The sequence below is a fragment of the Cognataquiflexum aquatile genome (assembly GCF_003316845.1).
Lineage (GTDB): Bacteria > Bacteroidota > Bacteroidia > Cytophagales > Cyclobacteriaceae > Cognataquiflexum > Cognataquiflexum aquatile.
In genome coordinates this window covers 430,779-443,590 of record NZ_QMIK01000003.1, presented here as the reverse complement: position 1 = coordinate 443,590, position 12,812 = coordinate 430,779, and the positions used below count along the sequence as shown (strand labels likewise).

Annotated in this window: 10 protein-coding genes; 4 read left to right on the top strand and 6 right to left on the bottom strand. The window is 41.2% G+C overall.

Annotation, left to right across the window (positions count from 1 at the left end):
* Nucleotides 1-7: 7 nt before the first annotated feature.
* Both ftsA and ftsZ read left to right on the top strand, forming a co-directional pair.
* Nucleotides 8-1,330, top strand: a complete 1,323-nt coding sequence (gene ftsA, locus DQW11_RS10720; protein ID WP_113924066.1) for a cell division protein FtsA — start codon at nucleotides 8-10, stop codon at nucleotides 1,328-1,330.
* Between the two features lie 111 nt (nucleotides 1,331-1,441).
* Nucleotides 1,442-3,073: a cell division protein FtsZ gene (gene ftsZ / locus DQW11_RS10715; protein ID WP_113924065.1), complete on the top strand. Its 1,632-nt coding sequence runs from the start codon at nucleotides 1,442-1,444 to the stop codon at nucleotides 3,071-3,073.
* 2 nt (nucleotides 3,074-3,075) lie between these two features.
* On the opposite strand, the gene DQW11_RS10710 is transcribed toward ftsZ, so the two are convergent.
* Nucleotides 3,076-3,600, bottom strand: a complete 525-nt coding sequence (locus tag DQW11_RS10710) for an NADPH-dependent FMN reductase (RefSeq protein WP_113924064.1) — start codon at nucleotides 3,598-3,600, stop codon at nucleotides 3,076-3,078.
* A gap of 353 nt (nucleotides 3,601-3,953) precedes the next feature.
* Between DQW11_RS10710 and DQW11_RS10705 the strand changes: the two genes are divergently transcribed.
* Nucleotides 3,954-4,529, top strand: a complete 576-nt coding sequence (locus tag DQW11_RS10705; protein WP_113924063.1) for a tetratricopeptide repeat protein — start codon at nucleotides 3,954-3,956, stop codon at nucleotides 4,527-4,529.
* Nucleotides 4,530-5,093: 564 nt separating this feature from the next.
* On the opposite strand, the gene DQW11_RS10700 is transcribed toward DQW11_RS10705, so the two are convergent.
* The 4 genes from DQW11_RS10700 to DQW11_RS10685 all read right to left on the bottom strand — a co-directional run bounded on the left by DQW11_RS10700 (nucleotide 5,094) and on the right by DQW11_RS10685 (nucleotide 10,144).
* Nucleotides 5,094-7,775 (bottom strand): carboxypeptidase-like regulatory domain-containing protein, encoded by a 2,682-nt coding sequence (locus DQW11_RS10700; protein ID WP_113924062.1) that lies wholly within the window; start codon nucleotides 7,773-7,775, stop codon nucleotides 5,094-5,096.
* A 104-nt stretch (nucleotides 7,776-7,879) separates the two neighbouring features.
* On the bottom strand, nucleotides 7,880-8,743 hold the full coding sequence (locus DQW11_RS10695; protein WP_113924061.1) for a FecR family protein: 864 nt from the start codon (nucleotides 8,741-8,743) through the stop codon (nucleotides 7,880-7,882).
* Between the two features lie 6 nt (nucleotides 8,744-8,749).
* Nucleotides 8,750-9,286: an RNA polymerase sigma factor gene (locus tag DQW11_RS10690; protein ID WP_113924060.1), complete on the bottom strand. Its 537-nt coding sequence runs from the start codon at nucleotides 9,284-9,286 to the stop codon at nucleotides 8,750-8,752.
* 66 nt (nucleotides 9,287-9,352) lie between these two features.
* The gene (locus tag DQW11_RS10685) at nucleotides 9,353-10,144 is read right to left on the bottom strand and encodes a PepSY-like domain-containing protein (RefSeq protein WP_113924059.1); all 792 of its coding nucleotides are present in this window, start codon (nucleotides 10,142-10,144) and stop codon (nucleotides 9,353-9,355) included.
* 330 nt (nucleotides 10,145-10,474) lie between these two features.
* Between DQW11_RS10685 and DQW11_RS10680 the strand changes: the two genes are divergently transcribed.
* Entirely contained in the window at nucleotides 10,475-11,083 is a 609-nt protein-coding gene (locus tag DQW11_RS10680; protein ID WP_157966096.1) for a hypothetical protein, read from the top strand.
* Nucleotides 11,084-11,623: 540 nt separating this feature from the next.
* On the opposite strand, the gene DQW11_RS10675 is transcribed toward DQW11_RS10680, so the two are convergent.
* Nucleotides 11,624-12,781 (bottom strand): PQQ-dependent sugar dehydrogenase, encoded by a 1,158-nt coding sequence (locus DQW11_RS10675; RefSeq protein ID WP_113924057.1) that lies wholly within the window; start codon nucleotides 12,779-12,781, stop codon nucleotides 11,624-11,626.
* Nucleotides 12,782-12,812 lie beyond the last annotated feature (31 nt).

Genomic DNA, 12,812 nt, shown 5'->3' with positions numbered 1-12,812 from the left:
AATCGCTATGGAAAATAACAAATTGATTGTAGGACTTGACATCGGAACCACCAAAATCTGCGCGATCATCGGTCGCAAAAATGAATTTGGAAAGTTGGAAGTTCTCGGCATGGGCAAGGCCGTATCCGACGGGGTCATCCGTGGTATCGTCACCAATATTGACAAAACTGTCAACGCCATCCAAAAGGCGATGCAGGATGCGTCAGACATGGCTGACGTGGATATTGTGGAAGTGATCGTCGGGATTGCCGGACAGCACATCCGCAGCACCATCCATCACGGTGTCATTATCCGTCAGCCCAATCAGGATGAAATCACTGTAGAGGATGTCAGGAGACTTTCCAACGACATGGAAAACATCGTCGTGCCTCCCGGAAATACCATCATACATGTCATGCCACAAGATTACATTGTGGACTATGAAGATGGGATCAAAGATCCTGTCGGGATGTCCGGATCCAGATTGGAAGCTGATTTTCACATCATCACCGCACAAACAACAGCCATCAACAACATCAACCGCTGTGTAAAGCGTGCCAACCTCGTATCCCAAGACCTGATCTTGGAACCTTTGGCGAGTTCTCTGTCTGTACTTAGCGAGCAGGACAAAGAAGCCGGAGTTTGCTTGGTAGACATCGGAGGCGGCACCACAGACATTGCGATTTTCTACGACAATATCATCCGCCATACCGCGGTCATTCCTTTGGGAGGAAATATCATCACAGCCGATATCAAAGAAGGCTGCATGGTTCTTCACCATCAGGCCGAATTGCTCAAGACCAAATTTGGTAAAGCCATCGCCGAAGAAGCCAATCCAAATGAAATCGTGTCCATACCGGGACTTCGCAACAGACAACCCAAGGAGATTTCTATCAAAAACCTCGCAGCCATCATTCAGGCAAGGATGGAAGAAATCATTGAATACGTGCAGAATGAATTGGTAGCAAGCGGTCATTACAAAAAACTCACAGGAGGAATTGTCCTCACAGGAGGCGGTTCACAGTTGCAGGGAGTTTCCCAACTCTTTGAATACATGACCGGGCTCGACACCAGGATCGGCTATCCAAATGAGCACTTAGGCAAGTCCAAAATCGAAGAAGTGAAAAGTCCCATGTACGCCACTTCAGTAGGATTGGTTTTGGCAGGATTCAAGTCTCTTGACGAAAGGGAAAACATCTATAGACTCAGAAAAGAAAGCGTAAACAATAACACACAAAAAGTACAGGCCAAACCTGTAAAAACAGAATTTGGCCCGAACATATTCTCTAGCATAGGTAAGAAACTGAAGGATATCATCACCAATGATATTCATGATGACAATAATTACTAGGGCTTATCATACTAGGGAGGTAGAAGACCTTGTCTTCTACTTCCCTTTCAATACAAAAACCATACTAAAAAGAAAAACAAGTTCACCAATAGATAAAAAATGTCAGATAACATGAAAGATTACAAATTTGATCTTCCAAAAAACCATAAATCAATCATCAAGGTGATTGGTGTTGGAGGAGGTGGTTCCAATGCAGTGAACCATATGTACAACCAAGGAATCAAGGACGTGGAGTTCGTCGTGGTCAACACCGACGCCCAGGCTTTGAAAAGCAGTCCGGTTCCTTTGAGGCTTCAATTAGGTGTAAACCTGACCGAAGGACTAGGTGCCGGTGCCAATCCTGAAAAAGGAAGAAGTGCGGCATTGGAAAGCAAAGAAGACATCAGAGAATTGCTTTCAGACAATACCAAGATGGTATTTATCACTGCCGGCATGGGTGGTGGTACAGGTACAGGTGCCGCACCGGTGATCGCCAAAATCGCCAAGGACATGGACATCCTTACCGTGGGTATCGTTACCGCCCCTTTTGTATTTGAAGGAAGAAAGAAAATGATCGCCGCACAGCAGGGTATCGAAGCTCTGAAAGAAAGCTGCGATACTGTTTTGGTCATCCTCAATGACAAACTGAGAGAAATCTATGGCAACCTTGCCATCCGTTCGGCCTTTGCCAAAGCCGATAACGTTTTGACAACTGCAGCCAAGTCTATCGCCGAAATCATCACCATCCATCAGGATGTCAACGTGGATTTCGAAGATGTGAAAACAGTAATGAAAAATGCCGGCGCTGCAGTAATGGGTTCTGCTACCGAAGAAGGTGAAGGACGTGCCATCCGTGCAGCTGAGAAAGCCATTGCTTCTCCGTTGTTGAACAACGTAGACATCAAAGGCGCACAGAAAATATTGCTTTCTATCATGTCCGGTGAGGACGACGAACTCTCCATGGACGAGTTGAGCGAAATCACCGAATACATCCAGGAAAGAGCCGGTGACGATGCCGAGGTGATCTTCGGTCAGGGTATTGACTCTGAACTGAGCAAAGGTATCCGTGTTACCGTAATTGCCACAGGTTTTGAAATGGACAGATTGACTACAGCTTCTCCTTCAGGTAAGAAAGAAGAAGTGGTTATTGCCGCTGTCATGGAAGAAGATACCAGCAAAAAAGTAATCGACCTCGAATCAGGCAAAACTTCCAAAGTAGAGGAAGATGCCACTCCGGCACCGGGTCAGACTTTCACCTTTACTTTCAACAAGCCTTTGTTTACTCCGGCCAATGAAAGTAAGCCTGAAGAAATAAAGCCAAAAGTGGAAGTTCCTGCTCCTGCAATTGAAAACAAGGAAGAAGAAATGGAGCCTCAGTTTGAATTTGTTCCAGCCAAGCCAGAAAGCAACAAGGTGTTTTTTACCCTAGATACTGAGGAAGAAATCACCGAAGAAGCTCCAAAAGCAACCGTAACAGTTCCAGAAGAACCAAAACCTTCTCATAGCAATGATTATTATGAGCAATTAAAATTGAAAGCAATCCAAAGGGCACACGAGCGTTTTGAAAAGCTGAAAAGCATCAAAACTTACAACCAGAATCCTGAGGAATTCAAAGATAAATTAGAGACCCCTGCTTATCTCAGAAAAGAAGTGAAGTTATCAGATGTACAGCACAGCTCCGAAAGGAACATTTCAAGGTACAACCTGACTGACGAAAATGAGTTTCTGAAGAACAACAGGTTTTTGCATGACAATGTTGATTAACTCTAAAAGTTAATCAACATTTCTGCCTGGGTATGGAGTAATTCCATGTACAGCCTGTTGGTGAGCAGGTTATCTGACATATTGTCCTCGATCTTGGCTAGTTTGGGCTTGAGGGCAAGTACATGCATACCCACGTAGTGGAAGATGTCGGTGAGGTGGCTCAAAGCGATGCCACCCCCGCCTATTCCTGATGAAATGCCGACCAAGGCACATTTTTTATTGCGGAAAGAGTTGGGATAAGTCATCCCGTCTATAAATCCTTTCAAAATGCCGGGGAAAGAACCGTTGTACTCCGGTACGACGAAGACAAACTTCGTCCCTTCTTTGACTTTTTGGTGAAAGCTATTGTAGCCCTCATTTTTACCGTTATTATGGTAAAGGGCCGAAAAAATAAAATCATGAGGCAAATCTTCCAATAATAAAATCTCCGATGGCGTGTCCATTTTGGCCAAAAGATCCTGATATATCAATGCTATTTTTTCTGAGACGGAATTTCTGCGGTTGGTACCGACGATGATCTTGATCATGCAAAAGTTGCTTTCTGTTGATTTGAGGTAAATACAATCTAGAAAGTCAATAAGTTTCAGGAATGTTTAAAAATCAAAGGCGGTATTTCACACAAAGGCACAAAGACGACAAATACAGATATTCCCGCATAGCCAGCAAAGACCGATAAAAGATATCTCTCGCAAAGACGGGAAGACGCAAAGAAAAGGATGAAGGCTGAGAGCTGACAGACTTTTTTGGAACAAGGATCTATCGTAAAATTAATAAATCCGAGAAAGATTCTATTATTTTGAAATCCCAATCACTTTTATGATATTACTTTTAGTTTTAGAAGTTTTATTAATCGAGCATTTCTGAAAAAGTCTCCCAAAGCATGAATGTAAAGAAGGTTCTTTCGATTCCATCATTTTTAAAGAAGGCTAACAAACAATGGAAGAAACTTCAAGCTATGCAATCGCTTTATTCGGAAAAAAAATGGTTAGAATCTATCTCCTTGGCCAATGAAATGGTCATTTCTATGGAAGATGATTTTTATGGGTTTTATTATCGCGGGTTATGCAATTTTCAGCTTAAATTTTTCGAAGAAGCAATTGAAGATTTTAAACGGGCCATTGCCAATGCCGAAAAGAACAAGTTTCCCGGAGTAATGCGCGAATCTATTTTTGATTGTAATCTTCGAATCGCCATGGTTTACAGGGTTCAAAGGAATTATGATCTTGCTCTAGGATTAATTGATTCAGCTATTAAATTATTTCCTCATTCCATTGAAGGACATATTTTGAAGGCACAAATTTACCAAGATTTAGAAATGACAATTGATGCACTTGACTGTATCAACAGCGGTTTGATTGTGAAACCCAAAAATTCTGATTTGTTTAAATTCAAGGATAATCTGGTATATCAATATTCAAGGGAACAAAATGAAAAAAGAAACGGCAATGAAATTTAAAAAAACCAGCTGAGGGATTAAAAGAGTGGGATAATTTATCCTACCAAGTCGAAGCATCTAAGATTGGGAATACAGATCAAGGGAGGGGTGGAAAAATAACTTAAACTTATGGAATGGTATAATTTGATTTTCTTTCATGCATTTAAATTCTATTATAAGGACGGAAATTATAAAAATGATGTACCGTGGTTTACTGCTACCAGTTTAATTTCGACTTCATTTTGGGTTTATTTGTTTAGCAGTACGATTATTATAACTAGTTTATTTAATCTTGATGGATTCCAAACAGAGAATAGGCATATATTTATTTGATCAGGCTTTATTTTTCTTTTTGCTAACATTTTTTGGTTTAAAGGCAGTGATAGGTACTTAAAAATTTATAAAAAATATAGAAATTCACCTCAAGATATAGGGATAATTAGTATTATTTCCTGGGTTATTGTATTTGGGGGATTTCTATCATTACCAATAATTCTTTTCCTGTAGAAAAGTTCAATATTCTACAAAGTAACCCCTCCCATTTCAGAACTACTCCTTACCGCCGGCAAAGGGAATTTGGTTTACCTAGAAATTGATCTCAAAAGAAACATTTGGCGTAATTCCCATCAGGGGCACATAAGTAGTCGCAAGAATTTGATCCCTGTTGTTCCTCCTGTCACGGGGAGCGACCACTGAAACTTTGGTGTCGAGAATATTTTCTCTGTTGTAGAGGTTAAAAATACCCAATGAAACATTGGCCCTGGACTTGCCAAGGTTTAGAAAATACCTTGCACTTACATCCAACCTATGGTATGCTGGCAATCTTTCGCCATTCCGTTCAGGAATCTGTAACTGGATTATCTGAGGACCATTTTGGGAATTTGATGGCCTGGTGACAACCTCCTCAAAGGAGGAAAACGGCTTTCCTGATCCATAAATCCAGGTAGCCGAAAACTCAAAATTCTTGAATGCATATACCCCAAACCAATTGATCTCGTGACGCTGATCGTGGTCTGCAAAAAAGGCCCTGCCCTGATTTATCCTTGGAAATGTATATTTTACCTGAGACAGGGTATAGGTCACCCAACTTGAAAAATTTCCCAAATCTCTTTTGACCATCATTTCCACTCCTTTAGCTACCCCGTCTCCTGAAGTGAAAATCCTGTTTTGGTCTTCAAATTGGGTAATCAGACTCCCATTTCTAAACGCGTATTCCATCAATCCTTTAAAGTTTTTTTGGAATAAGCTCAAAGTGAAAAGGTTTTTGTTTACCGCATATTCAATCCCCAACAAGCCATGCCAAGCTAGCTGGACCGGAACATTCTTGCCATTGGCCAAAATCCAGAAATCGCGGCTTCCCTGCAGGACATTCTTGGTATTGGATTGGTTGATAAACTGATTATAAATCCCTGTCGCTCCCTTTAATTGAAGTGACTCATTAAGCTTATGGATAAATGAAAATCTGGGCTCAAAATAAATTTTCCCCGTGGAAGAAAAATAGCTGCTGCGAAGTCCCGGAGAGATGGAGAAGCTTGGGCTGAGGATAAAAGTCCCTTGTAAATAATGTGCCAAAAGGTATTCGTTTAGCTCGGATTTATCTACCAGCAAGGAATCATTTGCCACATATTTCAGCTGATTGTTATACAGAGAACCTGATATTCCTGTTTCGATGGTACTCGAATTTCCAAGGGTCCATTCATGATCGAGTTTGATGGTAAAATCCTCGATATTATTGAGCTGATCCTGTGATGCTACAGTTTGGAAATTACCCTGACCGCTTGATTTGACTTCAGAAGTTGCGATTTCCTGGAAAGTGCTTTCATAAAATGAATAAGAAATAAGGGCGCTTGTATGATTGTTGCTATTCCATTGCCTGGAAAAATTCAGGGAGGTTCCCACGTTTCCCCAGTTTATTACCCCCAGCTTTTTTGTTGACACTGAAAGGGTGTCTCTAAAATTTACCTGTGACTTTTCCGTATAGTTCAGCAGATCATTGCTGTCATAAAAGCTAAATGAAATTTGATTTTTAGCGCCTACTTTGGAAGATATTTTGAAGTTGATATCTGAATAGTAAAAATCGGGTTTTACCTCGGATTGGATCGTCCTCGGGAATAAAGGACCTCGAGGACCTTCAGTTATGCTGCTCTCGAAAATGGAAAAAATATCCTCAAACAGCGAAGAAGACCACACATCAGTGTAAGACCTTCTACCCGAAAAGAATAAAGTGGCGCCTTTGTCAGACAAGGGGACTTCCAGGGACGTATTGACGCTCAGCAAATTAAATCCCAAGGAACCTTTTGTCTCATTTCGGTTGCCATCCTTTCCCGAAATATCGACCACACTTGACGCCCTGCCACCATACTTTGCTTCAAAACCGCCTTTGTAAAGTCTCAAAGACTTGATAGCATAAGGATTAAAAGCACTGAAGTACCCAAAAAAATGGTCAACGTGATAGACGGTGAATCCATCGAATAAAAACAGATTCTGGTTGTTGGTCCCGCCATTGATATTGAGTCCGGAAGAAATTTCATTGGTCGCATTTACCCCGGGCAATAACTGAAGAGATCTCAATACATCCACCTCTCCCACGGAAGGAGTCTGCCTCGCATTGATGGGGTTGTAAGTGATTTTGCCTGCTTGACCTGCCGTACTGAAATTATCAATTTCCTGATCTGCGAGAATATATTCTTCTAGTTCGGTCACCTTGGCTTTCAGCCCAATCTGTAATCTTTTATGTTGGTTTTGTTCACTGAGTACGAGAACAGTATCCTGATATCCAAGATAGGAAACACGGATTTTGTTGATTTTTCTGGTATCAGAAATGAAAAAATAGCCTTCCTCATTTGACAGAAAGTTTGTTTGGTTTTCCTCATTCCAAACCGCCGCATAAGGTAAGTTTTCACCTGTCATGGCATCACTGATGACTCCTGAAAATTCAGAGAGTGCAGGCGGTTCATTTTGCTTTTGCTTCTGCTTTTTGATGATGATGGTATTCTCATCTATCAGTTCAAAGCTGAGGTTTGTATTTTCCAAAATCTTCACAAAAGCTTCCTCAATCGAAAGATTCTGGATGCTTACATTGACCAAAACATCCCGGACATTTTTGTCACTGAAAGCGACCTTGAGTCGGTAGTTTCTTTTCAAAACCTGAATGACTTCTTTGAGAGGAACATTTCTAAATTCCTCATTGACCACAGTTGCCCGATTTGCCAACGTGACATTGGCAATTAGAATAAAAAAAAGGACAGGAAAGAGGGTTCTCAGCATGCGGGTTTTCGATGATTGAAACTCATTTTGTTGTTGAAACAACAAGCCCTAAGGGGAAGCGGACATCAGTATTTTGGATTTAGATGATATTTTGATCTATAGGTTTATTTGGTAAATGTAAATTCCAATGAATTGCCGTTGCGGACGTATTGTAAACCCAAGGGTTCACAAACCAATTTGAGTGCTTTTTCCAGGTCCTTATTGTCGAAGTAGCCTGTATATTTTTGATTTCTTAATTCCTCAGGAAACGAGATTTCAAGGTCAAATTGTCTTTCTAATTCTGAGATGACATCTTCAACATTCTCCTCCTCAAAATAAAATTCACCATTCAGCCATGTGGGGCTGGTTGGAGTGGAAAGGGAATAAGACTGCGTATCAGATTGGTTTAAAACCACCCCATCACCCGGTAAGAGTACCACTTTTTTCTGTGTGGCATTGGAAGTGACAGCTACTTTTCCGCTGAGGCATTCCACTTCATATTTTCCGGGACGGGAATAAATGTTAAAACTCGTGCCCAGGATTTGAGTCATTCCTAAAGTGGAATAGATTTCGAATTTTTCACCTTTTTGGATTTCAAAGAATCCTTCTCCCTCAAAGGTTACTTTTCTGCTGAAATTCCATAAAAATTTATTGTACACGATTCTGGAATCAGCATTCATATGGACGACCGATCGGTCAGGCAATTCCACTTTTTCAAATGCGGTTTTGCCCACTTCGACAGTTACTTCATTGAATGCGATCAGGGCATAAAGGGAAATGATCACAAAGGTCAATGAGGCTGCGATTTTATAGACAATGTGAATTGGTTTTTTGGTGTCAGCAATAGGATTTAGGACCCGGGTTTTGGACTCCAAAGGAAGCGCCTGATCAAGCAAATCCATCATGTTTGATACGGCATCATCATTTGGCTTTTCCTCAGTAGGAAAGGATAATAGCTTGTCTTTAATTTTTTTATCAAACTTTTCCATTTTTCTTTAATTGGATTTTTCCAAAAGTGCCCGCTTTAATTTTGCTCTTGCAATAGACAGGTTGGATTTAGATGTCCCTTCTGAAATCCCGAGTTTCTCGGCGATTTCGTGATGCTTGTACCCTTCCATGACATAGAGGTTGAAGGTGATTTTATAAGAAGGTGAAAGACCTTGAACCAGCACCATAATTTCCTCTGCCGAAAGTGCTTCCAATGCATCTTCAGATCCGCTTGACACATCGTATGCCTGATCGATATCATCCTGGAAGTAATGTTTTTTATTCTTTCTGAAATGATCTATGGCCGTATTGACAAAAATCCTGTTCATCCATGCTTTGATTTCCAGTTCAGGATTGTAGGCTTCTATGTTGGTAAATACCTTCAAAAAACCATCATTGATCATTTCTTCGGCTTCGGCCCTGGAGTGGGAATACCTCAGACAAATACTCATGGCAAAGCCATAATATTTCCTATAAAACGCTGCCTGTGCATTTCTCTGGTTGGACTTGCATCCCAAAATCAAGTGCTTTTCCTCTTCTGTCATTCGAAATGTTGAAATGACTCCGGGAATATTTCGATCCCCGGAGTCAAAGCCAAACCAAATATATACTTATCCTTTATTCATACCACAGGTTTTCAATTCAATAAACTCGCCGCTTTCATCAAAAATCAAAGCGCCTACGCCGGCCACCAAGACATGTATTTCCACTTCTTCTTTTCTGGTACCCTTGCGGGCTCTTAAAATTTCATTGTCGGGATAATTCTCTGCGATGTAGGAAGTAATGCTTTCCGGAAGGTCTTCAATTTCAATTTTTTGGAAATTTGGGCAGATCCTTACCGGTTTTTCCCTCAATTTCAAAAACGCTCCATCTGCATCGAAAATCACGATTCCTATTTCCTTGACAAGGACATGGTATTGGTTCAACTCTTCCCGTTCAATGAAAATGACTTTAATTAGTTCATTTTCAGAATAGTTCTCCCTCAGGTATTGTTTTGCAGCATCCGGCAAATCAGCAGGGTCGATCACATTTGGCTTGGGTCCATCTTCTCCCGGCCTTCTCGGAGGACGTCCAAAGCCACCTCTTTTTCTGTGTCTTCCTTCACAATCCACTTCCGCACCATCTTCGCCGAAAGCCCGGATCCTACCATTTTCGGAAAACACCAAATTCATCTGATTGGTGAGATTTGCTTCAAATGAAACTTCCTTTCCGTCGGTAATCCGAAAAGCCGAAGTAACCACCTCTCCTTCAAAATTGTCAGAAATAAATGTTACCGCCGATTGGGGAAGATCAACTTCGGTTATTTCTGTGACAGATATATCCTCTCCCGGCAATCCTTCTTCCTGTTGGCATCCACTGATAATTCCCATAAAAATGGAAGCCATTAAAATTTTCTTTAACATGTTGTTTTCAGTTTTTGTGGAACATAAAATTTTTGAATTTGAACCATTACGGAGGCTGCTGTAGATATGGTTGGTCGATGGGTAAAAAAAAAGTGCAGGTTTTTTTAGAATTATTTTGAATCCAAAAGGAAGGCTTTGAGTCGTCAGACTATTTTGGGTTCCTATTTTATTTCCTTATTCCCCCCTGTTTCCATTGGGATATACCTTTTTGATCTTAATTTTAGTCTGTTAAAAATGTCTAAATGAGGATACAAGTAGCAAGAAATTGCGTCAGGTTGATTGGGATACCTCAATATCCAACCTCCACAAACCACGAATAAATCAAATCAGATGAAAGACCGAAAACACATTTTTTTATTGATGGCAACCGGAATGCTTCTATTTGGCTGTTCTCAGACCAAAGAATCCAAAGAGAAATTGACCAATTCTAATACAATTGAAACGGCCTCTATTGACACTGAATATATCATAGAAGGGAATTCCATTGAAGGATTTAAAATCGGTGATACCTATTCCGAGAAATCCCCTGAACTGAATTATGAAAAAAAGTTGAGCCCTTCTTACACGGATGAAGGGATTGATACCTTAAACATGGTATCGGTTAGCGACAAGTCGGGTAAACTCTTTGACATTGTATTGGAAGAAATGACCATCCAAAAGATATGGGTCGGGTCACGCCGATGCAAAACGAAAGACGGGATTTCTGTGAATTCTTCTCTCTCAGATTTTACCAAAACTTACCCTGATTTTGAAATTTTTTATTCTTACGTATCGGATTCGTTTTGGGCGAGTACTAAGTCACTAACTGGAGTACAATTCCACCTTGATAAGGAATGTTACTCAGGATCTAAGGATGGATTAAATGCCAGCGACATGGTGGAGTTGGATCCCAAAGAATTTAACCAAAACTGTAAAATCGTATCCATAGCGGTATTTTGAAAACAAAGAGAAATCCCCGATGGCGTGAAAATCAAAATGAATTGATCGATCTAACTTCCCTGTTTTTGGTGTAAACCCAATATTACCCTTTACCTTTTTCCTCCCAAAAACCAAGGACATCGCATTTTCAAAACCCCGAGCGGCGGTGCAGGGAGATTGGTGGGAGTATGAGATTCAGCAAAGCACCTTGCACGGGGTTAATAATATTCAGCCCACTTCGGGGCTGTTTGCCAAGCTGTTTGAGTATTTGAATTCAGGTATGGTGGAGGAAACAAGAATTCCCTACCTATAAGTAAACCTACTTTGGAACACCGGCGGGCAGGAAGATCCGCGGCGGACCGGGCCGGCGGTGGCACTGTGCGGGGGAGGATTAAAATTTCTTGTCCCGATAATTATCGGGATTGGTTACTTTTTGTTTCAAGACAAAAAGTGACACGAGAAAAGATCGCCAAAATGTGGTCTATTGATTGAAAGGGAAAAAATAAAGCCCTGTCAGAAAAATCTGACAGGGCTTTATTTTTAAAATCGAATGATGTGCAATTACCTCTGTGGGATCAGCTTCACCAAAAGTCCGGTACCCTCAGTAATGGCATAAATATAGCCATCGGGGCTTTCAGAAACCTGTCTTACCCTTCCAATATCTTTCAATAGCGTCTCTTGACCGACATATTTGGTTCCATCCAATTCTACCCTTGCGATCTGCATTCCGGCCAATCCACCTACCAAAATATTTCCTTTCCACTCAGGATATCTGTCTGAGGTAACAATGGCCACACCACATGTTGCAATAGAAGGCACCCAATAGGTAACCGGCTGTTCCATGCCCTCTTTTTCTTTCAATTCGGTCAGGATTGTTCCGTCATAATTGATTCCATAAGAGATCACAGGCCAACCGTAGTTTTTGCCTTTTTCGATCAGATTCAGTTCATCACCGCCTTTTGGTCCATGCTCGACAGCCCAGATTCGGTTGTTTGCCTTGTCATATACCATGCCTTGTGGATTTCTGTTTCCATAAGTCCAAATTGATGGTGAAGCTCCGGGAGTATTGACAAAAGGATTGTCTTCAGGTATCCTACCGTCATCATAGATTCTGTGGATTTTGCCATGGTCATTGTCGAGTTCCTGTGCGTTGGCAGGTCTAGAACCTTTGTCTCCGTTGGAGAAATACAGGTAGCCGTCATTGTCAAACACGATCCTTGACCCAAAGTGTCTGCCGCCTTCCCACTCAGGTCCGCACACAAATACCTCTTCCAATCCTTCCAAAGCATTGCCGTTGAGCTTTGCCCTTGCGATAACCAAGACCTCTCCTTTTCCTTGCTTTTTGGCGTAGGACATGTAAATCCATCCGTTTTCCTCATACTTTGGGTGAACGGCGATATCCAAAAGTCCTGCTTGATTGACCTCGCTTACAGCTGGTACACCTGTTAATTTTTCTCCTGTGGATTTGTCATCCTTGAATACGAGTATCTCCCCTTTTCTTTCAGTGACAAGCAATCTTCCATCCGGCAGCCAAGTCATTCCCCAAGGACTGATCAGAGTGGTGGTCAAAGTATCAACCTGAAAAGTCAGCTTTTGCGATACCACAGCAAAGGGACTAGGCTCAACTTTTTCCTCAGTTTGGGGTGGATTGGAACAGGAAGAAAAACCCAAAATAAGGCTTCCTCCCAAAATAAAAGATAAGTTCTTAAGTGTTTTCATTTTTTTGGTGAGTAGATTATCCTCAAAATTA

Coding starts and splice junctions, on each gene's coding strand:
- DQW11_RS10675 (WP_113924057.1), bottom strand. CDS start 12,781: ATGAAAACACTTAAGAACTTATCTTTTATTTTGGGAGGAAGCCTTATT.
- DQW11_RS10695 (WP_113924061.1), bottom strand. CDS start 8,743: ATGGAAAAGTTTGATAAAAAAATTAAAGACAAGCTATTATCCTTTCCT.
- DQW11_RS10680 (WP_157966096.1), top strand. CDS start 10,475: ATGAAAGACCGAAAACACATTTTTTTATTGATGGCAACCGGAATGCTT.
- DQW11_RS10710 (WP_113924064.1), bottom strand. CDS start 3,600: ATGATCAAGATCATCGTCGGTACCAACCGCAGAAATTCCGTCTCAGAA.
- ftsZ (WP_113924065.1), top strand. CDS start 1,442: ATGAAAGATTACAAATTTGATCTTCCAAAAAACCATAAATCAATCATC.
- DQW11_RS10685 (WP_113924059.1), bottom strand. CDS start 10,144: ATGTTAAAGAAAATTTTAATGGCTTCCATTTTTATGGGAATTATCAGT.
- ftsA (WP_113924066.1), top strand. CDS start 8: ATGGAAAATAACAAATTGATTGTAGGACTTGACATCGGAACCACCAAA.
- DQW11_RS10700 (WP_113924062.1), bottom strand. CDS start 7,775: ATGCTGAGAACCCTCTTTCCTGTCCTTTTTTTTATTCTAATTGCCAAT.
- DQW11_RS10690 (WP_113924060.1), bottom strand. CDS start 9,286: ATGACAGAAGAGGAAAAGCACTTGATTTTGGGATGCAAGTCCAACCAG.
- DQW11_RS10705 (WP_113924063.1), top strand. CDS start 3,954: ATGAATGTAAAGAAGGTTCTTTCGATTCCATCATTTTTAAAGAAGGCT.